Origin of the sequence: Streptosporangium sp. NPDC001681, assembly GCF_040298085.1 — a bacterium.
Classification (GTDB): domain Bacteria; phylum Actinomycetota; class Actinomycetes; order Streptosporangiales; family Streptosporangiaceae; genus Streptosporangium.
Map to the genome: position 1 here is coordinate 1 of NZ_JBEOZN010000034.1, position 25,065 is coordinate 25,065.

Below are 25,065 nucleotides of genomic sequence, written 5' to 3' on the forward strand. Positions count from 1 at the left end.
CTTCTGCTCTATCTCTTCTGGCCGCCTAGCCGACCCCGGCCCCCGCCCCGCCCCCCCGAGACTCCCCCGGCCCGGGGCGCGGCGGGCCGTACGGGGTGCCCGGTGCGGGCGGCTCCTACTTGAGCCAGCTCATCATCGGACGGAGCTTGGCACCGGTCTTCTCGATCGGGTGCTCGGCGAGCTCCTCGCGGTAGGCGGTGAACTTCTTCTGGCCGCTGTCGAACTCCTCCACCAGTTCCCTGGCGAACTCGCCGGACTGGATCTCGGCGAGGATGCGCTGCATCTCCTTCTTGGTCTCCTGCGTCACCACGCGCGGGCCGCGGGAGTAGCCGCCGTACTCGGCGGTGTCGGAGACCGACCAGTACATCTTGTGGATGCCGCCCTCGTACATCAGGTCGACGATCAGCTTCATCTCGTGCAGGCACTCGAAGTAGGCGACCTCGGGCTGGTAGCCCGCCTCGATCAGGGTCTCGAAACCGGCCTTGATCAGCTCGGACACGCCGCCGCAGAGCACGGCCTGCTCACCGAACAGGTCGGTCTCGGTCTCCTCCTTGAAGGTCGTCTTCAGCGCGCCGGCGCGGGTGCCGCCGATGCCCTTGGCGTACGACAGGGCGAGGTCCAGGGCGTTCCCGCTGGCGTCCTTCTCCACCGCGACGAGACACGGCACACCGCGGCCCGCGGTGTACTGGCGGCGCACGAGGTGACCGGGGCCCTTGGGGGCGACCATGGCCACGTCCACACCCTCCGGCGCCTCGATGAGGCCGTAGCGGATGTTCAGGCCGTGCCCGAAGAAGAGCGCGTCGCCCTCGACCAGGTTCGGGGCCACGTGGTCGGCGTACAGGTGGCGCTGGATGTGGTCCGGCGCGAGGATCATGGTCAGGTCGGCCTCTTCGACGGCCTCCGAGGGCGTGAGCACCCGCAGGCCGTCGGCTTCGGCCTTCTCCCGGCTCTTGGAGCCCTCGGGCAGACCGACCCGGACGTCCACGCCGGAGTCGCGCAGCGAGAGCGCGTGGGCGTGGCCCTGGCTGCCGTATCCCAGAACGGCGACGTGCCGGCCCTGGATGATCGACAGGTCGGCCTGGTCGTCGTAGAAGATCTCAGTCACTTGCTTAACCTTTCGGGTTTCTCGGGTGCGTTACGCGGTCCGGTCCAGGGCCCGGAGAGAGCGGTCGGTGATGGAACGGGCGCCGCGGCCGATGGCCACCATGCCCGACTGGACGAGCTCCTTGATGCCGAACGGCTCAAGGACCTTGATGAAGGCCTGCAGCTTGTCCGGCGTGCCGGTGACCTCGATGGTCACCGCGTCCGAGGAGACGTCGACGCAGCGCGCCCGGAACAGGTTGACCAGCTCCAGCACGCTGGAGCGGTTGTCCGCGTCGGCCCGCACCTTGATCAGTGTGAGCTCGCGCTGCACCGACTGCGCCGGGTCGAGCTCCACGATCTTCAGCACGTTGACGAGCTTGTTCAGCTGCTTGGTGACCTGCTCCAGCGGCAGGTCGGCGACGCTGACCACGATGGTCATCCGGGAGATGTCCGCGTGCTCGGTCGGCCCGACCGCCAGCGAGTCGATGTTGAATCCCCTGCGGCTGAACAGCGACGCGACGCGCGCGAGCACGCCGGGCTTGTTCTCCACCAGCACGGAGAGCGTGTGCCTGCTCATGCCTAGTCCTCGCTGTCCCAGACCGGCGCCATGTCGCGCGCGAACTTGATGTCATCGTTGCTGGTCCCGGCCGCGACCATCGGCCACACCATGGCGTCCTGGTGCACCACGAAGTCGACGACCACCGGCACGTCGTTGATCTCCATGGCCTTCTTGATCGTCGCGTCCACGTCCTCGGGGCGCTCGCACCGCAGGCCCACGCAACCGTAGGCCTCGGCGAGCTTGACGAAGTCGGGGATGCGGCGGACCGTCTGCAGGTCGGTGTTGGAGTAACGCTCGTTGTAGAACAACGTCTGCCACTGCCGGACCATGCCCAGGTTACCGTTGTTGATGATCGCGACCTTGATCGGCACGCCCTCGATCGTGCAGGTGGCGAGCTCCTGATTGGTCATCTGGAAGCAGCCGTCACCGTCGATGGCCCAGACCGTGGTGTCGGGCCGGCCCATCTTGGCGCCCATCGCCGCCGGCAGCGAGAAGCCCATCGTGCCCGCGCCGCCGGAGTTGATGAACGTACCGGGGTTCTCGTAACCGATGAACTGCGCGGCCCACATCTGGTGCTGGCCGACCCCCGCGGTGTAGATCGCGTCCGGGCCGACGATCGCTCCCAGCCGCTCCATCACGTACTGCGGGGCGAGGGAGCCGTCCTCGAACTCGGTGTAACCCAGCGGGTAGGTCGCCTTGTAGGTGTTGAGCGCCGTCCACCACTCGGCGTAGTCGCCCTTGCGTCCCTCACCGCGCACCGCGGCGATCAGGTCGGAGATGACCTCCTTGCAGTCGCCCACGATCGGGACGTCCGCGTGCCGGTTCTTGGAGATCTCCGCCGGGTCGATGTCCGCATGGACGATCTTCGCGTACGGCGCGAAGGTCGACAGGTCGCCGGTGACACGGTCGTCGAAGCGGACACCGAGTCCGATGATCAGGTCGGCCTTCTGCAGCGCGCCGACCGCCGACACCGAGCCGTGCATGCCGGGCATGCCCATGTGCTGCGGATGGCTGTCGGGGAAGGTGCCCCGCGCCATCAGGGTGGTGACCACCGGGATGCCGGTCAGCTCGGCGAACTCCAGCAGCTGCGCCGACGCGCCGGCCCGGTGCACGCCACCGCCCACGTAGAGCACCGGCCTGCCGGCTTCGACGATGAGCTTGGCCGCCTCGCGGATCTGCTTGGAGTGCGGCCGGGTCACCGGCCGGTAGCCGGGCAGCTGCATGACGACCGGCCACTCGAAGGTCATCTTCGCCTGGAGCGCGTCCTTGGCGATGTCGACCAGCACCGGCCCCGGACGCCCGGTCGAGGCGATGTGGAATGCCTCCACGATCGTCCTGGGGATGTCGTTCGGGTCGGTGACCAGGAAGTTGTGCTTCGTGATCGGCATGGTGATGCCGGAGATGTCGGCTTCCTGGAAGGCGTCGGTACCGATGGCGGCGCTGGCCACCTGACCGGTGATCGCGACCATCGGGACCGAGTCCATGTAGGCGTCGGCGATCGGGGTGACCAGATTGGTCGCGCCGGGACCACTGGTGGCCATGCAGACTCCGACCTTGCCGGTGGCCTGCGCGTACCCCTGGGCCGCATGCCCCGCACCCTGCTCGTGCCGTACAAGCACGTGCCGGACCTTGGTCGAGTCGTAGAGCGGATCATAGGCGGGGAGAATCGCGCCGCCCGGGATCCCGAACACAGTGTCGACTCCGACGTGCTCCAGCGCCCTAACGAGGGCCTGGGCTCCTGTCATCTGTTCGGTCATCGGCTCGTTCCTTGTGGCTGAACATGCTTAATGGCATAAAAAATGCCCCATTCCGCTTGGTCGGCGGAGCTGGGGCGGCGCGCAGGTCGGAGTACTTCGCTCAGCGACCTGCGCGCCGGTGAAGTACTACGAGGATCCCACGGTCAATCTGCATGCCTCCACCTTGGCCGACGGAGTGGCCCCACGTCAAATTCATGGGACAGATATCTCAGAGTCCGAGATGTGAGGTCAGGCGTGAGTCCCCAGGCTGGAGAGGCTGGTACGCATCAGCGAGTCGACGCCGCGCGCGGCCATCGGGCGCGCCACCAGGAATCCCTGGCCTCGGGTGCAGCCCATCTCACGCAGCAACTCCAGCTGCTCGGGCCGCTCGATGCCCTCGGCGACCACGATCAGCCCCAGGTCGTGACCGAGCCGCACGATCGTACGGGTCAGCAGGGTCAGCGTCTCGTCGCAACCGAGCCCGGACACGAAGGAGGGGTCGATCTTGATCATGTCGACCGGGAGCTGCCGCAGCAGCGCCAGCGAGGCGTAACCGGTGCCGAAGTCGTCGATGGCCAGCCGGACCCCGAGGGTACGCAGCTCGGAGAGCCGGGTGATGGTCTGCTCGGCATCCTCGACCAGCATCTCCTCGATGACCTCCAGGGTCAGCGCGCTGGGCGGCAGCCCGCTCTCGACCAGGGCGGACTCGACGGTCTCCACGAAACGCGGCGCCATGATCTGCCGGGCGGACAGGTTGAGCGAGAGGCCGATCTCCCAGGCGGAGGCGCGCCAGGTGGCCACCTCCCGGCATGCCTCGCGCAGGATCCACTCGCTCAGCGGCACGATCAGGCCGGTGTCCTCCGCCGGGCCGAGAAACTGCTCGGGCGGTACGAACTCGCCCCCCCGGCACCAGCGCACCAGCGCCTCGACGGCGGTGACGCGCGAGGTGGCCAGGTCGACCACCGGCTGGTACTCGATCACGAACTGGTCTTCCAGCAGCGCCCGCTGCAGGTCGGCGGCGAGCTCCAGGCGCCGTACCACGTCGGCGTGCATGTGCGCGGCGAACACCTCGACCCTGCGCCCGCCCAGTTCCTTGGCCCTGGCCATCGCCACGTCGGCGTTGCGGATCAGATCGGCGGAGGAGACGTCGTCGGCCGCGAAGGCCACCCCGACGCTCGCGGTCAGCGCGATGTCACGGTCGGCCACCCGGAACGGCTCGGAGGAGACCGTACGGACCAGTCGCTCGGCCAGGTCCACCGCCGTCTGGGCGTCGACCGCCTCAAGCAGCACCGCGAACTCGTCTCCGCCCCAGCGCGCCAGGGTGTCGTCGGTCCGTACCGCGGCGCGCAGCCTGCGGGCCGCCTGGCCGAGCAGGTAGTCGCCGCTGGCGTGGCCGACCGAGTCGTTCACCGCGGTGAAGCCGTCCAGGTCCAGGAAGACCACGGCGACGCTGTTCGCGCCGGGACGGCCGAGCACCTCGCGGGTGCGCTCCTCGAAGTAGGCCCGGTTGGGCAGGCCCGTGACGCCGTCGTGGAAGGTCAGGTGGGCGACCTGGCTGCGCAGGGCCTCCTGGTCGCTGATGTCACGGGTGGTGACGAGCAGCAGGCCCTCGCCGCGCACGTGCCGGGTGGCGACCGACTCGGCGGGGCGCCAGGTACCGTCGGAGGCTCGGACCCGGCAGGCGACCATGCATGCGCCAGGCCCCTCCTCGGTCTCCTCCTCCAGGCTCATCGCGCTCAGCGCCCCCTGGATTCCCGGCACGTCCTCGGGGTGGATGTAGTCGAAGATCTTCCCGCCGACCAGCTCCTCGGGGCGGTACCCGTACGTGATCTCGACACCCTCGCCGATCTGCCGCACCACACCGTCGTAGTCGCAGAGCAGGACCACGTCGCCGGCGCTCTCGGCCAGGTCGTGCAGCTGCCGCTCACCGAGATGGAGCAGGCTCCGCAGCCGCCCGGTCTCCAGCAGCATCACGAACATACGTACCAGCAGGACCGCGACGATCGACGCGCACACCGAGGCCAGAACCACCGGCGGCCCCTGTACCCCGCCCCCGATCACCTTCAGGAGCACGACGACGGCGGCCACCGCGACGAGGAACAGCGGCACCGCCGCGATCAGCGAGGACGTGCTCTCGCGGAGGAACGGCTCGTCGTCCTCGAGATCCGGCGACCGCGCCGCGCGCCCGCTCCACGGGACCACGGCGAGCACCAGGAACGCGGCGGGGGCCAGCCACACCCAGGTGAGCGACGGCGTGTCGCCGCTCACCCGGGCCAGCGCGGTGGTCGTCTCGGAGGTCGCGACGGCGGCCAGCACGGCCAGCGCCGCCAGGCCGACCGGCCAGGCCGACCGCCTGATCGGCACCACGGCGGGGCCCACGACGCAGGCGAGGATCAGGCAGAACAGGGGTGAGGCGAAGGTGACCGCGGCATTGCCCGCGTCGCCGGCGTCGCGGTAGACCGGCCCCACCAGCGTCACCCAGATGATCACCAGGATGGAGGCGGCGCACACGTAGGAGTCGGCGAGATCGCGCAGCAGGGCATGCCCTCGGGCGGGCCTGGCCGCCGACAGCGCGGTACCGACGGCGATCATGGCCGTACCGGCCAGGAGCACCAGGTCGGCGAAGGTCACCACGAACGGCGCGCCGTCCGCGATCGGCCGCACCCCCACCCCGACCAGCCAGGTGACCGAGCCACCCGCCAGCCAGCGCCAGGCCAGCGCCCTGCGCCGGCCGATCACCCTGGAGGCCGCGGCGAACAGTGAACCCGCGGCGGCCGCCGCGGTGACGACACCTGCCACCGCCTCGACGACCACGGCGGGAGCGCCGCTGACAAGAGCGGCAACGAGCCCCACCACGCCGACGGCGGCGGCGGTCAGCGGTACCCGGGGGTCACGCCAGCGGATCAATGTCGTCTGCCTATCGGTGTCGTTTCAGTGTGTTCTGCTCCCGCAGCATCTCCTGCTCGCTGCGCTCATGTCACCGGCGCGAGCGCGTCGTCCTTCGTCCTCGGCGCTCGTACCGACACACGGCCAGTGTGGGCCGTCCGGCCCGCGCGAGGGGTGACAACGCCGTAGTCGTCACCGATCTGATAACCGCGCGGGCGATGGACATCGTTTCCGCCGACGCTACGCACCGCAGGTCACGAGGTAGCCACGGTCCGGATTCCTTTGCCGGTCAGTAGGAACCCGTGATCACATTTTTGAGCGGCTCCCCCGCGAGGTAACGCAGCAGCTGGGAGCGGAGCAGCTTCAGCGTGCGCCGTACGGACGCCGGGCTGCTGCCCGCGACGTGCGGGGTGATGAAGACCCCCGGCGCGCTCCACAGCGGGTGTCCCTCGGGCAGCGGTTCGGGGTCGGTGACGTCGAGCGCGGCCAGGATCCGGCCGCTGCCCAGCTCGGCGACGAGCGCGTCGGTGTCCACCACCGGGCCCCTGGCCGCGTTCACCAGGACGCCGCCGTCCTTCATCGCCGCCAGGAATCCGGCGTCCACCATGCCCGCGGTCTCAGGGGTGGACGGTACGAGCAGCACCACCACATCCGCCGCGGGCAGCAGGGCGGGCAGCTCGTCCATGCCGTGCACGCCGGGCCTGGCGGTCCTGGCCACCCGGACGACGTCCACCTCGAAACCGTCGAGCCGTCGCTCCAGCGCCTCACCGATCGAGCCGTAGCCGACGATCAGGACCGTGGAGTCGGCCAGCACCCCGGTGTGGTGGTAGGTCCACTCACCCCTCCGCTGCGCGTGGACGAACCCGGGGAACTCCCGGAGCACGGCGATCATGGCTCCCACCGCCCACTCGGCGGTACCCGCGTCGTGCACGCCCCGGGCGTTGCACAGCGTCACCCCCTCCGCCAGGTGCGGCCGGTAGGCGTCGACACCCGCCGTGACGGTCTGCAGCAACCGCAGGCCGGTCATCCGGGCGAGCAGATCGGGGAGATCCGCCACCGGCGTCAGCGGTGGGATCCAGACCTCGACCTGCTCCGCCCCCTCCGGCACCGGCTCCGTGCCGTCATAGACGACGCACTCCACTTCGGGCAGATCACACAGAACGTCGGCGGCGGCTTTCGAGGGGACCCAGATCTTCATCCCCGCATTATCCAACCGCGACGCCCGCGAGCCACTACTCGTCCGCGCTTCCCTCACTCACGCACTTCAGGTCGAGTTCGGGGCGGTAGACCGTGGTCTCCTTGACGCGCTTGATCTCCTTGCCGTTCTGCTTGAAGACGCGCCAGACGTCGATCGTGAACCCCTGCTGGCCGACCATCGGGATGCAGTTGGGGCCGCTGTCGGTCGCGCTCTTGAACGGGGTGATGTTGTAGCGCTCGGACGAGATCGACTCGATCTCGTACCGCTTGGTGCTCCAGAAGGCGACGGTGACCCCGTTGTTGTCGAAGGAGGTCTTCACCAGCACCCCGTACGGCGAGTCGTTCTTCCAGCGGAAGTCGGGCTCGGGCCAGGAGACCGTGGACTCCCGTCCGGCGGGGTAGCGGGAGATGTAGAACTCGTGTGCCATGTGCTGGACGTCCTCAAGGCCGCCGAAGAACACCGCGTTGTACATCGTGGTTACGAACTGGGAGATTCCACCGCCGACCGAGTCGACCAGCCTGCCGCCCTGGATCATGGGAGCGGGGACGAAGCCGCGGGCGGTGTCGCGCTGGCCGATGACGCCGTTGAGCGAGAAGGTCTCGCCCGGCTTGACCAGGTAACCGTCCAGCAGCTTGGCGAGCGCCCTGATGTTGGTCACCCGTGGCGGGCAGCACTCGTAGGGCGTGGTGAACTGGCTGATCCGCTCCTTGATGCCGAGCTTGCGCGCCTCGGCGTCGGACATCCGCGGCCGGACCGTGGTCATGGCCACCGGGATCGTCCGCTCTCCGTTGCGGGAGACCATCTCGGCCACGTCGGCCGCGAGCCGCTCGTCGTCGACGCCCTTCCCCTTGCGGCCGGGCACCAGTTTCGGCTTGCCCGCGATGATCTGGAAGGTGGGGTCGCGCGGGGCCAGGGCCGGATCGACGAGCTTGTCCTCCACGGAGGCCACCGCGCTTCTGGCGTCGAACACCGGGCGCATGCCGCCGGAGCCGTCCGGCTCGAAGGACAGGTGCGCGGCGAGGGTCTCCACCGGCAACTGGACCTGCTTGCCGGAGAAAGTCAGGGTGACCGGCCCGGACAGGGCCTTGACCGCGTCGTTCGCGGCCTTCTTGACCGTTTCCGCGCCGACCTTGGGCTTGATCACCGAGACCGGGAGCCTGACCTCCTTCGCCGGACCGAGGAAGGCGTCCGTGATCGCGGCGACCGCGGCCTCCCTCTCCAGTTCCCTGCCGTCGCGGGGCGTCACGACGACGGGTTTGACGCCCTCGAAGGTGACCGAGCCCTCGCGGACCTTGAGGTCGATCTTCTTGGCCAGGCTCGCGACCGCGGTCTTCATGGCCTCGGCGTCGGTGGAGACCTTGGGCTCCAGCTCGGTGGTGCCGGTGAAGGCCCGCCATACCTCGGCGGGAGTGGGGAAGTCGCTGGGCGCCTGGTCGATGGTGGCGACCACGTTGAACTCCAGACCCGCCTTGCCCGGGTCGAATTCGTGGCGCTTGCCCGCGGCCAGGAGGGTCATCTCCTTCGACGCCTCACCCGCCAGACGGTCTCTGAGCTTGTCGGCCGCCTCGGTCGCGGTCAGGCCGCCGATCTCGACACCCCGCACCACGGTGCCCGGCAGCATCTTGCCGGACATGACGACCGCGGGCACCGCGTAGGCGAGAGCGGCGACGAACAGCACGGCGAGGATGATCAGGACGATCCTGCGGCCCTTGCGCCGGCTCGGGGAGGGCTCCTCGTAACGGAGGCCGCTGGACTGTGGGAACCCCCCGTCGCCGCCGGGGACGAGCGAGGGCTCGTCTCGCCGGAACGAGGGCTCGGGCGGGGCCGCCATCTGCCAGGGCTGCGGAGGCTGTGCCGCGGGCGGAAGCGCCGTCGCCCCGCGGGCCGGTGCGGCGGGACCGCCAAAGCCGGTGGGGCCGAAGATGTCGGGGGAGACTCCCGGGGGGAGGCGCGAGCCGTCCTTGGACTGGCCGCCCGGTGCTCCCGGAGGAAGGCGTGGATCACGGGCGCCGGGCGGGACGGGACGTGAGGGAAGCGGTATCGCCTCAAAGGGGTCCGTCGGCGGGTCCACAGACGCTCCGGCGTTCCGCACGGCCTCCGTCTCCTCCTGCTTCGCAGCTTCCACCTCCCGCAACCCTAAACCACACTGGTCAACCAACACCCGAAAATAAATAACAAATCAACCAGTCCAGCGGTAGCGATGCTCAGGCCGACCAGCGGTGCCGTACTTCGGACGGAGCTCCGCCTGGCCCGCCGCGCACAGGTGCTCAAGGTACCGGCGGGCGCTGACTCTGGAGAGACCGGTGATCGCCGCCGCCTCGGCCGCCGACATGTCGGTGTCGCTCTTCCTGAGCGCGGTGGCCACCAGGGTGCACGTGGTGGCCGACAACCCCTTGGGCAGCGGCAGTGGGACCCCCTTGACCGTGCCGAAGAGCTGGTCGACCTCGTCCTGACGCGCCTCGTCCCCGAGGGTGGCGAGCCTCCGGCGCATCTCGGCGTACTGTTCGAGGCGGTCGGTGAGGGCGCGGGCGGTGAAAGGTTTGATCAGGTAGTTGACCGCGCCGCCGCGCATGGCCGCCCGGACCGTGGCCACGTCACGCGCGGCGGTGATCATCAGGATGTCCACCGGGTGCGAGGCTCCCCTGAGTGTCATGAGTACGTCGAGTCCCGACATGTCCGGCAGATAGATGTCGAGCAGCACCAGGTCGGGCCCGTGCGTCGTGACCGACTCGATGGCGGCACTTCCGGTGTGCACGACGTCGGCGACCGTGAAGCCGGGCACCCTGGCGACGTAGCCGCCGTGGATCCTGGCCACCATGAAGTCGTCGTCCACCACCAGTACGCGGATCTCCCCCGCGTGCCCGTCCCCGGTCATCTCCGCGTCTGCCGTTCCGTGAGCTCCCCAGGGCCGGCGGGCTCCCTCTCGGAAGACGGCGCGGGCTCACCCGTGGGGAGGAGCGCGGTGAAGACGGCGCCGCCCGCGTTGTGCACCCGTACCCAGCCACCCCGGCGCGAGCACGTCTGGCGGGTCAGTGCCAGCCCCAGGCCCCGTGGCCCGGCGTGGGCCACCTTGGTGGTGAAGCCCTCCAGGAACACCTCGTGGACCAGGCCCGGGGTGATCCCCGGACCGGAGTCGCCGACCCGGATGTGCAGCCCGTCCGCCTCGGTACGGACCGAGACCTCCACCGTTCCCCCACTCTCCTGCAACGCGTCGAGGGCGTTGGCGACCAGGTTGCCGACGACCAGGACCGCGTCGTGCGGATCACCGAGCATGCCCTCCTCCACCCGGGAGTCGTCGGACAGCACCAGGGTGGCGCCCCGCTCGGCCGCCTCTGCCGACTTCGCCAGCAGCAGCGCGGCCAGCGTCGGGTCGGCGACCTTCTCCCGGACGCCCGAGGCGTGCCTGCTGTACGCCTCGGTGGTCTGGGTGATGTAACTGACGGCCGTCTCGTACTCGCCGAGTTCCAGCAGACCGACCACGGTGTGCATCCGGTTGGCGAACTCGTGGGCCTGCGCGCGCAGCGCGCCGGTCGTGGTGCTGGCCTGGTCGAGCTCGCGTGCCAGCCGCACCAGCTCGGTCCGATCCCGCAGGGTGACCACCCAGCCGCTCTGCCGCTCCCGTACCGCCACCGGGGTCCGGTTGAGCACCAGCACCCGGTCACGGTGGAGCACCACCCGGTCGTCACCGGGGTCCACACCGTCCAGCACGTCCCGCATCCGGCCGGAGAGCGGCATCTCCCCCAGGCTCCGGCCGACGTCGTGCTGGGAGAGTCCGAGCAGGTCGCGTGCCGCGTCGTTGACCAGCGTCACCCGGCCCGCCAGATCAAGGGCGAGCACCCCCTCCTTGACGCCGTGCAGCACGCCCTCGCGCTGTTCGAGCAGAGCCGCGATCTCCGCCGGTTCCAGGCCGAACGTCTGACGGCGAACCCTCCGGACGATCAGCGCGGCGGCTGCCGACCCGGCGGCCAGGACCGCGAGCACGGTCCAGAACAGCGGCGGGAGCGCCGCGCCGAGCTGGTCGTCGACGGTCTCCTCCAGGATCCCGACCGAGGCCAGGCCGATGACCTTCCCCGAGGAGTCGAAGATCGGCGCCTTGCCGCGCACCGAGCGGCCGAGCGTTCCCGTCTGGATGCCGGTCCAGGGGTGCCCGTCCGTCATCACCTGCGAGCCGTCGGTGGACAGCCGCTTGCCGATCAGGGCCGTGTTGGGGTGGGCGTAGCGGATCTGGTTCCGGTTGGCGATCACCACGTAGTCGGCGCCGGTGGCCGCCTGCACCCCGGCCGCGATCGGCTGCAGGCTCAGTTCGGGCCGCGCCCTGGTGAACGCCTCCCGCACCTGGGGAAGCCCCGCCACGGATTCGGCGATCGCCAGGGCACGCTGCTGGTACTGCCGGTCCAGCAGCTCACGGGTGTGCTCCATCCAGACGCCCGCCGTACCGCCGACCGCGAGAAACACGATCACTGTCTGCAACACGAAAAGCTGGGTGCCGAGCGAGGCGTTGACTAAGCGTCGCACGAGTTGACTCCCTGGTCAGGGAAGGTCGATGAAAGCAGCCCGAGATAACGACGAGGTCGCGGGGGCGCGTGACCAATATGACCGATACGACGGCAAACACGCAAAGGATCGACACGGCGACCGGCTGCGGTCACCATCCTCACCACGCTCTGTTCATGTTGTTGGGAGTTCGACCATGCGTCTTCGGAGACTTGCCACCCTCGCGGTGTTGTCCCTCGCCGCCCTCACCGCCTGCGGTTCCGGTGGCAGCTCAGGTACCAGCGCGCTGAGAATCATGGCTCCGGCCTCACCGGGAGGCGGCTGGGACCAGACCTCCCGCGTCGCGGGAGAGGCGTTGAAGTCCGCCGATCCGTCCCGCAAGGTCGAGATCTACAACGTGCCAGGCGCGGGAGGCACCATCGGCCTCGCCCAGCTCGCGGGTGAGAAGGGCAACGGCAACCTGCTGATGACCATGGGCCTGGTGATGGTCGGTGCGGTGGAGCAGAACAAGTCGAAGGTCACCCTGGCCGACACCACGCCCATCGCGAAGCTGACCGAGGAGTACGAGATCGTCGTGGTTCCCGCAGGGTCGCCCTACAAGACGCTGGCCGACCTGACGGCGGCGTGGAAGGCGGACCCCGCGAGGGTCGCCATCGCGGGTGGCTCCGCCGGGGGCACCGACCACATCGTGGCGGGCCTGATGGCCAAGGCCGCGGGCATCGACCCCAAGCAGGTCAACTACATCGCCCACTCCGGCGGCGGCGAGGCGCTCAACGCGCTGCTCGGTGAGAAGGTCGCGGCCGGGATCTCCGGTATCGGCGAGTTCGCCGAGCACGTGAAGTCCGGCAAGCTACGCGCTCTCGGGGTCAGCTCGCCCGCCCGGCTCGACAACGTGGACGCCCCGACCCTCAAGGAGGGCGGCCTGGACGTGGAGCTGGCCAACTGGCGAGGCTTCGTCGCGCCCGGCGGGCTGGACGACGGTGCGAAGAAGGAGCTCACCGAGCTGGTCACCAAGATGCACGACTCGCCGGCCTGGAAGGACGCGGTGATCAAGAACGGCTGGACCGACGTCTTCCAGACCGGGCAGCCGTTCGCCGACTTCCTCACCGCGGAGCAGACCAAGGTCAAGGCGGTCATCGCGGAGATGGGCCTCGTCTCCTGATGTCGTCCGCGAAAGACCCGTCCGGCACCGGACACGAACCCGTCGCCGTCGCCGTCGCCCGCGCCGGCGACGGCGGTACCGGCCAGGAGACCGGCGCGCATCCCCGTCCGGCCTCCGAGGTCGGTGCCGGCTGGTCGTGGCGGCGGCCCGAGCTGGGGCTGGCGGTGCTGGTCCTCGCGCTGGGGGCGTTCGTGATCGTCGGCACCGCGGACGTGGCCGCCCCGGGTTCCTCCTTCGGTCTCGGTCCCCGGTTCTTCCCCGCCCTGGTCGGGGCGGCAATGCTGCTGATCGGGCTGTTCTACGTGATCGACGTGCTCAGGGGAGGCCACGGCGATCCCGAGGACGCCGAGGACGCCGACTCCGGCGCGCGGGCGGACTGGCGCACCGTCGCGCTGGTCAGCGTGATCTTCCTGGCCTTCGCCGGGCTGCTCGACCTGCTCGGCTGGATCATCGCGGGCGCGCTGCTCTTCTTCGGCCTGTCCGTGACGCTCGGCGCCCCCCACCGGCTGCGCGCGGGCGTCATCGCGATCCTGCTGTCCACCGCCACCTACCTGGCCTTCGTCAAAGGGCTTGGCGTGACGCTGCCGGCCGGGCTGCTGTCCGGGGTGATCTGAGTGGACTCGTTCCAGTTGCTGCTGGAGGGCTTCGCGACCGCCCTCACCCCGGTCAACCTGCTGTACGCGCTGGTGGGCGTCACGCTGGGCACACTGGTGGGCGTGCTGCCCGGCATCGGCCCGGCCATGACCGTGGCGCTGCTGCTGCCGATCACCTTCACCGTCCCTCCGGCCAGCGCGTTCATCATGTTCGCGGGCATCTACTACGGCGGCATGTACGGCGGGTCGACCACCTCGATCCTGCTCAACACGCCCGGTGAGAGCTCCTCGATGATCACCGCGCTGGAGGGCAACAAGATGGCCAAGCGGGGCCGGGCCGCCCAGGCGCTGGCGACCGCCGCGATCGGCTCGTTCGTCGCGGGCACCATCGCCACCGCGCTGCTGGTCGTCGCGGCGCCCCTGGTGGTGGACTTCGCCATCTCCTTCGGCCCCGAGGACTACTTCGCACTGGCCATTCTGGCCTTCACGGCCGTCTCGTCCGTGCTGTCCCGCTCCGTGGTACGGGGGCTGGCGTCCCTGGGGCTCGGCCTGGTCATCGGGCTCATCGGCATCGACCAGCAGACCGGCCAGGCCCGGCTGACGCTGGGCGTGCCGCAACTGCTCGACGGCATCGACGTGGTGATCGTCGCGGTCGGTCTGTTCGCCGTGGGCGAGGTGCTCTACGTCGCCTCCCGGCTGCGGCACGGCCAGCCGGAGGTGATCCCGGTCGGCCGGGCGTTCCTCGGCCGCTCCGACTGGTCGCGTTCCTGGCGGCCCTGGCTGCGCGGCACCGCACTCGGCTTCCCCTTCGGCGCGCTGCCCGGTGGCGGAGCGGAGATCCCGACGTTCCTGTCGTACTCGATCGAGAAGCGCCTGGCGCGCGGGATCGCCCGCGAGGAGTACGGCAAGGGCGCCATCGAGGGCGTCGCGGGTCCCGAGGCCGCCAACAACGCCTCGGCGGCGGGCACGCTGGTCCCGTTGCTCACCCTGGGCCTGCCCACCTCCGCGACGGCCGCGATCCTGCTGGCGGCCTTCCAGCAGTACGGGCTGCAGCCGGGGCCGCAACTGTTCGACCACAACCCGGCACTGGTCTGGGGCATGATCGCCTCGCTGTTCGTGGGCAACACCATGCTGCTGGTGCTCAACCTGCCGCTGGCCCCGCTCTGGGCCCGGGTGCTGCACATCCCCCGCCCCTACCTCTACTCGGGGATCGCGCTGTTCGCGGCGCTCGGCGTCTACGCGCTGAACTCCTCCTGGGTGGAGCTGGTCATCCTCTATCTCCTGGGCCTGCTCGGTTTCGCGATGCGCCGGTTCGGCCTGCCGGTCGCCCCCGCGGTGATCGGCCTGATCCTGGGCCCGATGGCCGAGATCCAGCTTCGCCGGGCCCTGGCCATCGGCGCGGGTGACGTGACGGTCCTGGTCAAAAGCCCGATCGCGGCGACGCTGCTGGTCGTGGCGGTACTGGCGCTGTTCACGCCCCTCATCAGGAAGGTGGCCGCCAGGCGCGGCGCCTGACCGGAGCGGGCCGCACCGGGGTGCGGCACACGCGGGCACGGACGGACGTCCGTGCCCGCTTCCTTTTAAGGAGTGAAGGCTTAAGGAGTGAAGGCGGCCAGCAGGTCGTCCAGCCCGGCCTTGACGCGCTCGACCGTCACCCCGCGGTCGCGCAGGCGGTGGGCGAGCAGCGGCGCGGCCAGCGGAGCGAGGAGGGCGTCGGCGAGGACGTAGGCGTCGGCGCCGGGTCTGGCCTGGCCGACGAGCATCGACAGGTGGGCGTGGTAGGCGTCGTAGGCACCGCCGAAGCGGGCGAACGGCGTCGCCGTCTCGGCCATCACCAGCAGGTCGATCTGCTCCACGGTCCTGTCGGCGAGGGCGTGCAGGAAGCCGCGGATGCGGGCGGGCGCGTCGGCACCGGGCCCCAGCGGCGGCGGCCCCTCGATGAAGGCCGCCTGGAACTCGCGTTCCCGCTCGTCGATGAGCGCGTACGCCAGCCCCGAGCGATCGCCGAACCTGCGGTACAGCGTGCCGACTCCGACCCCCGCGGCGGCGGCGACCTCCGCCATCGACAGTCCCTCGACGCCGTGAGCGGCGACGATGCCCGCGGCGGCGGCGAGGATCTTCTCCCGGTTGCGCGCCGCGTCGACCCGCTCGCGGCGCGGGTTCATGGCGACGTCCACGATCACAGGCTACTGGAGACTTGTAAGCGGAATCAGTTCCGCTTTACAGTTAAGCGGAACTGATTCCGCTTAAGGAGCACACATGACACGCAGAGTCGCGCTCGTCACCGGGGGAAGCCGTGGGATCGGCGCCGCCGTCGCCGTACGCCTCGCCGCCGAGGGCTCCGACGTGGTGATCACGTACGCGCGCTCGGCGGAGCGGGCGGCGGCGGTCGTCAAGGAGATCGAGGCCGCCGGCGCCCGCGGGCTGGCCGTGGCGGCGGAGGCCACCGACGCCGGGGTGCTGGTCGCCGCGGTCGAGCGGACGGTCGCCGAGTTCGGGCGGATCGACATCCTGGTCAGCAACGCCGGCGTCGCCCCGTTCGGCCCGCTGGAGGAGGTGACGCTTGCCGAGGTCGACAGCACCCTCGCGATCCATTCCCGCGCCTCGTTCGTGCTGGCCCAGGCGGCGGCCCGGCACATGGGCCGGGATGGCCGGATCATCTGCGTCGGCAGCAGCCTCGCCGAGCGCGTGCCGTACCCGGGGTGGACGCTCTACGCGATGAGCAAGTCCGCGCTGGTCGGCCTGACCAAGGGGCTCGCCAGGGACCTGGGGCCGAGGGGCATCACGGCCAACCTCGTCCAGCCCGGTTCGACCGACACCGAGATGAACCCGGCCGACAGCCCTGAGGCGGAGGAGGAGCGGCGCTTCACCGCCCTGGACCGCTACTGCGCCCCCGGCGACATCGCCGCCACCGTCGCGCACCTGGCGGGAGAGGGCGGCAGGAACATCACCGGCGCCACCATCACCGTCGACGCCGGCACCACGGCCTGACCGCCATGGCCTGGGTCCTGCTTCTCGTGGCCGCCGCGCTGGAGATCGTCTGGGCCACCGCGCTCGAACGCTCGGACGGGTTCACCCGGCTCTGGCCGGCGTTCGTCGGGGTGACGGCGGCGGTCCTGAGCTTCGTCATGCTCACCTTCGCGCTCAGGACGCTGACCATGGGCACCGCGTACGCGGTCTGGGTCGGGCTCGGCACGCTCGGGGTCGCCGCGGTGGGCATCGTCGCCCTGGGCGAGAGCGCGGCCCCCGGCCGGCTCGCCTGCCTGGCGCTCATCCTGGTCGGCGTCATCGGCCTCAAGCTCCTGGACGGGTGACGCGACGGCGGGGGCTCACGCGACGCTGGGGCTTCGCGAAGTTAGGGCTTCGCGACGCCGAGGCCTCACGACGCGGCGCTGGGGTCTTGCGCGACGCCGGGGCCTCACGACGCGGCGCTGGGGTCTTGCGCGACGCCGGGGCCTCACGACGCTGGGGCTTCGCGACGTTGGGGCTTCGCGACGTTGGGGGCTCACGCGATGTCGAAGCCTCGCGCGACGACGGGGTTTCGCGCGGGAATTCACGCGGGGTTTCGTACGGGATCTCGCACGGGGTTTCACAACGGAAAACGGCCGCCCGGCCGTGGGGAGCCGGGCGGCCGGGTCTATCCCCGCAGGGTGTCGACGTCCGAGCCGTCGGCGCCCAGACCGTCCTCCCTGGCCAGGTAACTGCACGAGACCCATCCCGTGGTGCCCGCCGCCAGTCCCGAGGCCGACCTGCCGCCCAGCCGGAAGTTGCACCAGCCGCTCGTCGAGTTCGGATTCAGCACCTGCCCGTAATCGCCGTAATAGAGATAGCCGATAACCGTCGACCCTCCGGCGCTGGCCCGCAGGCGCACCCCGTCGGCGACGACCACGGCGTCCACCGCCGGGAGCGCCGACAGGACGGAAAGCCTGTTCGCAGGGGCTGCCTGGGCGGGAAGCGCCGCGACGACCATTCCCGCCGCGGCCGTCAACGTCGCGGCGGCGAATGCCAGGAACCTTCTCATTTTTCGCGCTCTCCGAATGTGAGGTCAGGTCATACCAGAGTGAATGGTGGGACTGCAGTGATCACTTTGCAAGCCATCAAGAATTTCGTCAATACCTGTTGAATTTCAGAAATATGAATTACCACATGAAAAAGCCCCGCCGATCACCGGGCGCTTTTCTTCGCGTTTCCCGGATTCAGCGGGACGGGGACCGGTTCGACGGGCCGGGCCGCGTGGGGAGGCCACCCGCTCCCGCGGATCGTCCGGAGGCGGCCACGACGGTCAGAAACCTCCGCCCCCGGCCACAACCAGGGCACAAGTGACCCACAAGTAGTCATTCCTAGATTTCTCCGCACAACCAGGGCCGAGAACGAGGACCCGGTGACCGGGTCCCGATCACGGGACCGGAAGACCAGCGGGGGTCGCGGCGACGCGGCCGAGAGGAGTGATCATGTCGAAGATCACGATTGACGACCTGCCCTTCGAGGGCGCCGAGCTGACCGAGGCCCAGCTGGGCGAGGTCGCCGGCGGCAGGTGGTCGGTCAGCGCCTGGAAGAAGGACCTGCCGTGCGAGTGGTGGCAGTACTAGTCCGAGCACACGGCCGCTAGTCCGATACGACCGTGCCGCCTCACGCGGCCGAGAGGAGTGATCATGTCGAAGATCACGATTGACGACCTGCCCTTCGAGGGCGCCGAGCTGGGCGAGGCCGAGCTGGGCGAGGTGTCCGGCGGCAGGCCGTGGTCGGTCAGCGCGTGGAAGAAGGGCCTGCCGTGCGAGTGGTGGCAGTACTAGTCCGAGCACACGGCCGCTAGTCCGATACGACCGTGCCGCCTCACGCGGCCGAGAGGAGTGATCATGTCGAAGATCACGATTGACGACCTGCCCTTCGAGGGCGCCGAGCTGACCGAGGCCCAGCTGGGCGAGGTCGCCGGCGGCCGGGGCGGGTGGGCGCTGACCTACGACGGGGCGGGGCCCTGCCGTCGCGAGTGGGTCGACGGCTGATCAGGCCATTCCGCCGGTACCGGGAGGCCGTCTCGCCATAGGACGGGCCGCGCCCCTGGTCGGCGTACTGGATCGAACGCGGCGCGGCGGGACGGGAAACCGGTTCCGCCGCGCCTACGCAGATGGGACCGGGCAGTGATTCTGATCGTCAGCAACCGCGGGGACGGGGCCGCGGAAAGGGTGCTGGCCGCGCTCCGGCGGCGCGGCGCCCGGCTGGTGGGTGACGATACCGGTGACGGCACCGGCCCGCCGGTGCTGTGGTGGGACACCGGCGACTTCCCGGGGCGCAGCCGGATCACCGCGTCGTTCACCGGCGGGGAGCGGCGGCTGATGCTGGACACCGGCGCGGAGACGGTCGACCTGTCCCGGGTCACCGCGGTGTGGCGCAGCCGGCCGGGCAGACCCTCGGCTGCCGGCACCGTGACCGAGCCGAGCCACCGCGCGCACGTCGATCAGCAGGCGGAGTTCATGCTCGACGGGGTGTGGAGCCTGCTGACCGCGCGCTGGCTCCCCGGCCGCCGCGCGGACGAGCGCCGCGCGCACAACAAGATCTTCCACATGGCGCGGGCGATCGAGCTGGGCTTCTCCGTACCCGACACGGTCTACACCAACGACCCCGCGGAGCTGGCGGACGCGTACCAGGCGGCGGAGGGGCGGCTGGTCGCCAAGCAGATCACCGCCGAGCCGTTCCAGGTCGACGGCGCCGAGCACCGCGCGTACACGACCGTGGTCACCCGCCGCCACCTGACCTCCCGGCACCGGATCCAGCACGAGCCGGTCATCCTGCAGCCCTACGTCTCCAAGGCGGTCGAGCTGCGGGTGATCGTCGTGGGGGCGCGGGTGTTCGCGGCGGAGATCGACGCGTCGGGATCCCGGGCGGCCAGGGACGACTGGCGGCACTACGACAACGACCGGGTCAGGTACGGCGTGCACGAACTGCCCGCCGAGGTGTCGCTGCGCTGCGCCCGGCTGGTCGCCGACGTCGGGCTGACCTACGCGGCGCTGGACTTCATCGTCACCCCCGGCGGCGAGTACGTCTTCCTGGAGCTGAACTCCAACGGCGCATGGGGGTTCGTCGAGCTGTGGACCGGGCTGCCCGTCAGCGACGCGATCGCGGGCTGGCTCATGGATGGAGGAACACCGTGACCGATTTCGCCAAGGCCCTGGACTCAGGGGTCTCCCTGCTGCGCGCGCTCCCCCGCCGCCGCTCGGGCGTCGCCGACGCCCGGCGCGCGGTCGGCGAGTGGGCGGCGCGGCACCCGGAGGTCCGGGCACAGCTCGTCGTCGACCGGCGCCCCGGGACCCCGATGGTCGACTACGACCTGGTCCTCGACCATCCCGGCGGCGGCACGGTCGCGTTGACCGCCCCGCCCGAGGACGGGGTGCCCTGGCTGATCGACCACTCGACGCACTGGGCGGCCGGGTACCTGGTCAGCGTCAACGACGTGGACGTGACGGTCCCCCAGGCGCTGACCATGCTGCGCTCGCTCTCCCGGCGGGACTCGTCGCCGTACCGGGAGATCGTCGACCAGTGCCTGCTCGTCGAGGCCACCGGCGACACCGAGTCACCCACCGATTCGCCCACCGAGCCGCTCACCGCCGCCGAACTCCAGGCGACGGCCGACGAGTTCCGGCGAGGCCGGGGACTGCACGACCGCGCGTCGACGCTCGCCTGGATGACCGAGGCGGGCATGTCGGGCGAACAGTTCGAGGCGTACATCACCGAGATCGCCCGGCGCCGCCGGTTCCGCCGGGACAGGGAGGCGGAACTGGCCCCTGGCCACCTGGCCGCGAACCCTGGGGACTTCGCCCGGGTCAGGGCCGTGTGGGTCATCGGCGAGGAGAAGGTGACCGCCGGCACCGTGTCCGACCTCCTGACCGGTGTGGCCTCGCTCGGGGACACCGGGGAGGCCACGGTGACCTTCGCGACCCGCTGGGAGGCGGATCTGCCCGCGCCCCTGCGCGGTACGCCGCCCGGCGGGATCGTCGGCCCGGTGGAGCTGCCGGACGGCGGATTCCTGACCGGCGCCGTTCTGCACAGGAGCCCGGCCACCGACGACCGGGAGACGCTGGCCGCCGCCGGGCGCGCCGCGTTCGCCGGCTGGCTGGCGGAGCGCCGCGCCGCGGCCACGGTCGAATGGCACTGGTCGTGATCGACCCGGACCGCACCCAGGCCGTCCCCGCACCCGGCCGACACAGGGCCGGCCACTGGGAGGACACCGAGGGGTACCGTCCCCGGGCGCCGTACTCACCTCCGGCCCCTCCGCAACGCCCCCCGGCGGCGGCCCCGCCGACGCCCCCGCCCGGCCACCGGCCGCATTCCCCGTCAGCGCCTCCGGGAGGGCAGCCGGCGGGGTCCCCTCCCGGAGGCGGCCCGCCGGGAGGGCCCATCTACCGGGCGGAGGCGCTGCGCCGGCATGCCGAGACCCGCTCCGTCGCCCGGATGCCGCTGGTGATCAGCGGCCCGTCGTTTCTGCTGCTGTGGATCCTGGTGGCCGCCGTCCTGGCGGCCGGCGCCACGCTGATCGCGCTCGCGCTGGGAGCCGGCGGATGAGGAGTCGCGTACCGGTCCTGCTGCAGAACACCGTCACCGAGTGCGGCGCCGCGTGCCTGGCCATGGTGCTCTGCCACCACGGCCAGCGCACCACCCTGCACCAGGTGGCCGAACGGCTCCAGGTCGGCAGGGACGGCCTGAGCGCCAAGGCCATCGTGGACGGCGCCCGCGAGCACGGCCTGAAGGCGCGCGCCTTCTCGCTCGCGCCCGAGGACCTGGCGCGCGTTCCGCTCCCCGCGGTCGCGCACTGGGAGTTCAACCACTTCGTGGTGGTCGAGCGCTGGTCGCCCGACCGGGTGGACATCGTCGACCCGGGGCGGGGCCGCCGCAGGCTGACCGCGGAGGAGTTCAGCGACGGGTTCACCGGCGTGCTGCTGGTCTTCGAACCCGGCGAGGGGTTCCACCGCGGCACGTCCTCGATGGCGAGCGCCTGGCGGCGCGAGTTCGTCCGGACCCTGTTCCGGCGCCGGCGCGGCCTGCTCGCCCAGGTCGTCGCGGCCTCGCTGCTGCTGCAGTTGCTGGGGCTGGCCCTGCCCTTCTTCTCCCAGCTGCTGATCGACAGGATCATCCCGTCCCGGGGCGCGGACCTGCTGCCCCTGCTGGGCGGGGCCGTGCTGCTGGCCGGGCTGGCCCAGTTCGTGATCGGCTACCTGCGGGCGGCGCTACTGGTGGCGGTACGGGCCCGCGCCGACCAGGAGCTCACCGAGGGGGTGATCGGCCACCTGGTGACGCTGCCGTACCGCTACTTCGCGCAGCGTGGCAAGGGCGACCTGCTGACCCGGGCCGCCAGCGTCTCCACGCTGCGCGACATCCTCACCGGCCAGATCGTGGCGGCGCTGCTGGACGGTCCGCTCGCCGTCGGCTACCTCGTGCTCGTGTACGTGTGGGACCCCGTCTTCGGGCTGGCGCTGACCGGCGTGGTCGCCTTCCAGGGGCTGCTGGTGCTGGCCACCACCCGCCGGATCAACCTGCTCACCCAGCAGGAGCTGACCGCCTTCTCCGCGTCGCAGAGCAGCCTCATCCAGGCCATCAGCGGCATCGAGACGCTGAAGGCGTCCGGGGCCGAGAAGCGGGCGGTGGAGCAGTGGTCGGCCCACTTCGCCCAGCAGCTCAACGCCGACGTGCGCAACGGCCTCACCCAAGGCCTGGTGGAGGCCGCGCTGTCCGCGAGCCGGGTGATCGCCCCGCTCGGGCTGCTCTGGCTCGGCGCGTGGCGGGTCCTCGACGGGCAGCTGACCGTGGGCGCGCTGATCGCGCTCAACGCCATCGCGCTCGGCGCCCTGACCCCGCTCGGCTCGCTGATGACCGGCCTGCAGAGCCTGCAGCAGGTGGGCGCGCACTTCGACCGCCTGTCCGACATCCTGGCCTCCGAGCCCGAGCCCAGCGAGGGCATCGAGGTGCTGCGGCTGCGCGGCGCGGTGGAGCTGCGCGGCGTGGGCTTCCGGCACGACCCCCGCGGCCCGTGGGTGGTGCGGGACGTCTCGGTCTCCATCCGGCCGGGACAGAAGGTAGCGCTGGTGGGCGCCTCGGGCTCGGGCAAGAGCACGCTGGCCAGGCTGCTCCTGACGCTGCACACCCCGGTGGAGGGCGAGATCCTCTACGACGGCGTCCCGGCCTCCGAACTCAACCTGCGCACCCTACGCCGCCAGTTCGGCGTGGTCGGCCAGGCCACCTCCCTGTTCAACGGCTCGATCCGGGAGAACATCGCGCTGAACCTTCCCGACGCGCCCCTGGAACGGGTGGTCGCCGCGGCCGAGGTGGCGGCGCTGCACGAGGAGATCATGGCGATGCCGATGGGGTACGAGACGGTGCTGACCGACGGCGGCGGTCTCTCCGGCGGCCAGCTCCAGCGGCTCTCCCTGGCCCGCGCCATCCTGCCCCGGCCGAAGATCCTGCTGCTCGACGAGGCCACCAGCAACCTGGACAGCGCCACCGAGGCGACCATCGAGTCCAACCTGTTCTGGCTCACCCAGACCCGGATCGTCATCGCCCACCGGCTGAGCACCATCCGGGACGCCGACCTGATCCTGGTGGTCGACTCCGGCCGCATCGTGGAACGCGGCACCCACGACGAGCTGACGGCCATCGGCGGCAAGTACGCACAACTCGTCGCCGCCCAGGCCGCCACCGCCTGACCTCACTCCGCGGGTCCGCCCGGTGGCCGGTACGGAACCCGGACGGCACTCCGAGCACGGCGGTCGCGACGGTGCCCCCGTCGGAGGGGCGGGGGCACCGTTCACAACGTCCTGTCGGGCCAGCTGAAAAGCGCGCCCGGGATCCTTCGCGCCGGCTACCCGGAGACGCCGAGGCGCTCCAGGATGAGCTCCCTGGCCCGGCCCGCGTCGGCCTTGCCCCGGCTGGCCTTCATGACGCCACCGACCAGGGCGCCGACGGCGGCGACCTTGCCGTTGCGGACCTTGTCCGCCGCGTCGGCGTTGCCGGCCAGGACCTGGTCGATGATCTCCATCAGCTCGCCCTCGTCGTTGACGATCTGCAGGCCGCGGGCGGCCACCACCTCGTCCGGGGAGCCCTCGCCGTTCAGCACGCCCTCCAGCACCTGGCGGGCCAGCTTGTCGTTCAGCGCTCCCCCGGCGACCATCGCGCACACCCTGGCGATCTGGTCCGGGGTGATCCGCAGCGCGCTCAGCGAGAGCCCCGCCTCGTTGGCGCGGCGGGCCAGCTCGCCCATCCACCACTTGCGGGCGTCCGCGGGCGGGGCCCCGGCGGCGACCGTCGCCTCGACCAGGCCGATGGCGTCGGCGTTGTGCATGGACGTCATGTCCAGGTCCGACACGCCCCACTCCTGCTGGAGCCGCTTGCGCCGCACGCCCGGCAGCTCCGGCAGGGTCGCCTTGAGCTCGGCGACCCAGGCGGGGTCGGGGGCGATCGGCACCAGGTCGGGCTCGGGGAAGTAGCGGTAGTCCTGCGCCTCCTCCTTGGACCGTCCCGAGGTGGTGGTGCCGGTGTTCTCGTGGAAGTGGCGGGTCTCCTGGATGATCCGGCCGCCGTCGGCCAGGATCGCGGCCTGGCGCTCGATCTCACCCCGTACGGAGCGCTCGACGCTGCGCAGCGAGTTGACGTTCTTGGTCTCGGTACGGGTGCCCCACTCCGAGGAGCCGCGCGGCATGAGCGAGACGTTGACGTCAAAGCGCATGGAGCCCTCCTCCATGCGTACGTCCGAGACGCCGAGGCCGCGCATGACCTCGCGCAACTCGGTTCCGTAGGCGCGGGCGACCTCGGGAGCGAGCCTGTCGGTCCCCGGGATCGGCTTGGTGACGATCTCCACCAGCGGGATGCCGGCCCGGTTGTAGTCGACGATCGAGTAGTCGGCCCCGTGGATGCGGCCGGTCGCGCCGCCCACATGGGTGGACTTGCCGGTGTCCTCCTCCAGGTGGACGCGCTCGATCTCGATCCGCACCGTCCTGCCGTCGACCTCGACGTCGAGGTAGCCGTCGAAGCAGAGCGGCTCGTCGTACTGGCTGATCTGGTAGTTCTTCGGCATGTCCGGATAGAAGTAGTTCTTCCGGGCGAACCGACACCACTCGGCGATGGAGCAGTTGAGCGCCAGACCGATACGGATCGTCGACTCGATCGCGGCGGCGTTGGTCGTGGGCAGCGAACCGGGCAGCGCCAGGCAGACCGGGCAGACGTGCGTGTTCGGCGGGGCGCCGAACGTGGTCGGGCAGCCGCAGAACATCTTCGACGCCGTGCCCAGCTCGACATGCGTCTCCAGGCCCAGCACCGGCTCGAAGCGCTCCAGCGCCTCGTCGTACGGCATCAGTGTCTCAGCGCTCACT

The 25,065-nt window shown here is 70.7% G+C and carries 22 protein-coding genes and 1 pseudogene; 12 read left to right on the plus strand and 11 right to left on the minus strand.

Features of this window, described 5'->3' with window-relative positions; genetic code table 11:
* Positions 1–115 precede the first annotated feature (115 nt).
* The 8 genes and pseudogenes from ilvC to ABT130_RS17650 form a co-directional block, all read right to left on the minus strand.
* Positions 116–1,096, minus strand: a complete 981-nt coding sequence (gene ilvC, locus ABT130_RS17615) for a ketol-acid reductoisomerase (protein ID WP_343970053.1) — start codon at positions 1,094–1,096, stop codon at positions 116–118.
* A 39-nt stretch (positions 1,097–1,135) separates the two neighbouring features.
* Positions 1,136–1,660, minus strand: a complete 525-nt coding sequence (gene ilvN / locus ABT130_RS17620; protein ID WP_343969953.1) for an acetolactate synthase small subunit — start codon at positions 1,658–1,660, stop codon at positions 1,136–1,138.
* A gap of 2 nt (positions 1,661–1,662) precedes the next feature.
* Positions 1,663–3,402: pseudogene (locus ABT130_RS17625) on the minus strand (acetolactate synthase large subunit); the annotation flags it as partial.
* Positions 3,403–3,627: 225 nt separating this feature from the next.
* Entirely contained in the window at positions 3,628–6,285 is a 2,658-nt protein-coding gene (locus ABT130_RS17630; protein WP_350914716.1) for a putative bifunctional diguanylate cyclase/phosphodiesterase, read from the minus strand.
* Positions 6,286–6,553: 268 nt separating this feature from the next.
* The gene (locus ABT130_RS17635; protein ID WP_350956578.1) at positions 6,554–7,462 is read right to left on the minus strand and encodes a 2-hydroxyacid dehydrogenase; all 909 of its coding nucleotides are present in this window, start codon (positions 7,460–7,462) and stop codon (positions 6,554–6,556) included.
* A 34-nt stretch (positions 7,463–7,496) separates the two neighbouring features.
* Complete coding sequence (locus tag ABT130_RS17640; protein ID WP_350956580.1) at positions 7,497–9,587, minus strand: VanW family protein; 2,091 nt, start codon at positions 9,585–9,587, stop codon at positions 7,497–7,499.
* 54 nt (positions 9,588–9,641) lie between these two features.
* Positions 9,642–10,337: a response regulator gene (locus tag ABT130_RS17645; protein WP_350956582.1), complete on the minus strand. Its 696-nt coding sequence runs from the start codon at positions 10,335–10,337 to the stop codon at positions 9,642–9,644.
* Complete coding sequence (locus ABT130_RS17650; RefSeq protein ID WP_350914704.1) at positions 10,334–11,977, minus strand: ATP-binding protein; 1,644 nt, start codon at positions 11,975–11,977, stop codon at positions 10,334–10,336. The genes ABT130_RS17645 and ABT130_RS17650 overlap by 4 nt, the downstream gene beginning before the upstream one ends.
* 175 nt (positions 11,978–12,152) lie before the next feature.
* On the opposite strand from ABT130_RS17650, the gene ABT130_RS17655 reads away from it, so the two are divergent.
* Genes ABT130_RS17655 through ABT130_RS17665 form a run of 3 tightly spaced genes read left to right on the plus strand, consistent with a single transcriptional unit; the run spans position 12,153 to position 15,226 of the window.
* The gene (locus ABT130_RS17655) at positions 12,153–13,118 is read left to right on the plus strand and encodes a Bug family tripartite tricarboxylate transporter substrate binding protein (RefSeq protein WP_350914701.1); all 966 of its coding nucleotides are present in this window, start codon (positions 12,153–12,155) and stop codon (positions 13,116–13,118) included.
* The gene (locus ABT130_RS17660; RefSeq protein WP_350956584.1) at positions 13,118–13,732 is read left to right on the plus strand and encodes a tripartite tricarboxylate transporter TctB family protein; all 615 of its coding nucleotides are present in this window, start codon (positions 13,118–13,120) and stop codon (positions 13,730–13,732) included. Before ABT130_RS17655 ends, ABT130_RS17660 begins: the two co-directional genes overlap by 1 nt.
* Positions 13,733–15,226, plus strand: coding sequence for a tripartite tricarboxylate transporter permease (locus ABT130_RS17665; RefSeq protein WP_350914695.1), 1,494 nt, complete (start codon positions 13,733–13,735; stop codon positions 15,224–15,226). It abuts the gene before it with no gap.
* 80 nt (positions 15,227–15,306) lie between these two features.
* On the opposite strand, the gene ABT130_RS17670 is transcribed toward ABT130_RS17665, so the two are convergent.
* Positions 15,307–15,888 (minus strand): TetR/AcrR family transcriptional regulator, encoded by a 582-nt coding sequence (locus ABT130_RS17670; RefSeq protein WP_350956586.1) that lies wholly within the window; start codon positions 15,886–15,888, stop codon positions 15,307–15,309.
* 82 nt (positions 15,889–15,970) lie between these two features.
* Between ABT130_RS17670 and ABT130_RS17675 the strand changes: the two genes are divergently transcribed.
* Positions 15,971–16,702, plus strand: coding sequence for an SDR family NAD(P)-dependent oxidoreductase (locus tag ABT130_RS17675; RefSeq protein WP_350914689.1), 732 nt, complete (start codon positions 15,971–15,973; stop codon positions 16,700–16,702).
* A gap of 5 nt (positions 16,703–16,707) precedes the next feature.
* Positions 16,708–17,025, plus strand: a complete 318-nt coding sequence (locus tag ABT130_RS17680; protein WP_350914686.1) for a DMT family transporter — start codon at positions 16,708–16,710, stop codon at positions 17,023–17,025.
* Between the two features lie 323 nt (positions 17,026–17,348).
* Here the strand turns inward: ABT130_RS17680 and ABT130_RS17685 are convergent, their stop codons facing one another.
* On the minus strand, positions 17,349–17,732 hold the full coding sequence (locus ABT130_RS17685) for an SH3 domain-containing protein (RefSeq protein WP_350914683.1): 384 nt from the start codon (positions 17,730–17,732) through the stop codon (positions 17,349–17,351).
* 430 nt (positions 17,733–18,162) lie between these two features.
* Between ABT130_RS17685 and ABT130_RS17690 the strand changes: the two genes are divergently transcribed.
* The 7 genes from ABT130_RS17690 (at position 18,163) to ABT130_RS17720 (ending at position 23,403) form a co-directional block, all read left to right on the plus strand.
* Positions 18,163–18,300, plus strand: coding sequence for a putative ATP-grasp target RiPP (locus ABT130_RS17690; RefSeq protein ID WP_350914921.1), 138 nt, complete (start codon positions 18,163–18,165; stop codon positions 18,298–18,300).
* Positions 18,301–18,363: 63 nt separating this feature from the next.
* Positions 18,364–18,504, plus strand: coding sequence for a putative ATP-grasp target RiPP (locus ABT130_RS17695; protein WP_350956588.1), 141 nt, complete (start codon positions 18,364–18,366; stop codon positions 18,502–18,504).
* A 63-nt stretch (positions 18,505–18,567) separates the two neighbouring features.
* On the plus strand, positions 18,568–18,714 hold the full coding sequence (locus ABT130_RS17700; RefSeq protein ID WP_350914680.1) for a putative ATP-grasp target RiPP: 147 nt from the start codon (positions 18,568–18,570) through the stop codon (positions 18,712–18,714).
* A gap of 135 nt (positions 18,715–18,849) precedes the next feature.
* Complete coding sequence (locus ABT130_RS17705) at positions 18,850–19,860, plus strand: MvdC/MvdD family ATP grasp protein (RefSeq protein WP_350956590.1); 1,011 nt, start codon at positions 18,850–18,852, stop codon at positions 19,858–19,860.
* Positions 19,857–20,867 (plus strand): TIGR04500 family putative peptide maturation system protein, encoded by a 1,011-nt coding sequence (locus ABT130_RS17710; protein ID WP_350956591.1) that lies wholly within the window; start codon positions 19,857–19,859, stop codon positions 20,865–20,867. Before ABT130_RS17705 ends, ABT130_RS17710 begins: the two co-directional genes overlap by 4 nt.
* Positions 20,852–21,268, plus strand: coding sequence for a hypothetical protein (locus ABT130_RS17715; RefSeq protein ID WP_350914671.1), 417 nt, complete (start codon positions 20,852–20,854; stop codon positions 21,266–21,268). Before ABT130_RS17710 ends, ABT130_RS17715 begins: the two co-directional genes overlap by 16 nt.
* Positions 21,265–23,403 carry a peptidase domain-containing ABC transporter gene (locus ABT130_RS17720; protein ID WP_350956595.1) on the plus strand — a complete coding sequence of 713 codons (2,139 nt, stop codon included), beginning with the start codon at positions 21,265–21,267 and terminating at the stop codon, positions 23,401–23,403. The genes ABT130_RS17715 and ABT130_RS17720 overlap by 4 nt, the downstream gene beginning before the upstream one ends.
* A 155-nt stretch (positions 23,404–23,558) precedes the next feature.
* Here ABT130_RS17720 and gatB read toward each other — a convergent pair whose 3' ends face one another.
* The gene (gene gatB, locus ABT130_RS17725) at positions 23,559–25,064 is read right to left on the minus strand and encodes an Asp-tRNA(Asn)/Glu-tRNA(Gln) amidotransferase subunit GatB (protein ID WP_350956597.1); all 1,506 of its coding nucleotides are present in this window, start codon (positions 25,062–25,064) and stop codon (positions 23,559–23,561) included.
* Position 25,065 lies beyond the last annotated feature (1 nt).

Excerpts from the sequence above, each read along its gene's own strand:
- ilvN (WP_343969953.1), bottom strand. The coding sequence starts at position 1,660 with ATGAGCAGGCACACGCTCTCCGTGCTGGTGGAGAACAAGCCCGGCGTG.
- ABT130_RS17635 (WP_350956578.1), bottom strand. The coding sequence starts at position 7,462 with ATGAAGATCTGGGTCCCCTCGAAAGCCGCCGCCGACGTTCTGTGTGAT.
- ABT130_RS17645 (WP_350956582.1), bottom strand. The coding sequence starts at position 10,337 with ATGACCGGGGACGGGCACGCGGGGGAGATCCGCGTACTGGTGGTGGAC.
- ABT130_RS17655 (WP_350914701.1), top strand. The coding sequence starts at position 12,153 with ATGCGTCTTCGGAGACTTGCCACCCTCGCGGTGTTGTCCCTCGCCGCC.
- ABT130_RS17660 (WP_350956584.1), top strand. The coding sequence starts at position 13,118 with ATGTCGTCCGCGAAAGACCCGTCCGGCACCGGACACGAACCCGTCGCC.
- ABT130_RS17675 (WP_350914689.1), top strand. The coding sequence starts at position 15,971 with ATGACACGCAGAGTCGCGCTCGTCACCGGGGGAAGCCGTGGGATCGGC.
- ABT130_RS17680 (WP_350914686.1), top strand. The coding sequence starts at position 16,708 with ATGGCCTGGGTCCTGCTTCTCGTGGCCGCCGCGCTGGAGATCGTCTGG.
- ABT130_RS17685 (WP_350914683.1), bottom strand. The coding sequence starts at position 17,732 with ATGAGAAGGTTCCTGGCATTCGCCGCCGCGACGTTGACGGCCGCGGCG.
- ABT130_RS17690 (WP_350914921.1), top strand. The coding sequence starts at position 18,163 with ATGTCGAAGATCACGATTGACGACCTGCCCTTCGAGGGCGCCGAGCTG.
- ABT130_RS17695 (WP_350956588.1), top strand. The coding sequence starts at position 18,364 with ATGTCGAAGATCACGATTGACGACCTGCCCTTCGAGGGCGCCGAGCTG.
- ABT130_RS17700 (WP_350914680.1), top strand. The coding sequence starts at position 18,568 with ATGTCGAAGATCACGATTGACGACCTGCCCTTCGAGGGCGCCGAGCTG.
- ABT130_RS17715 (WP_350914671.1), top strand. The coding sequence starts at position 20,852 with ATGGCACTGGTCGTGATCGACCCGGACCGCACCCAGGCCGTCCCCGCA.
- ABT130_RS17720 (WP_350956595.1), top strand. The coding sequence starts at position 21,265 with ATGAGGAGTCGCGTACCGGTCCTGCTGCAGAACACCGTCACCGAGTGC.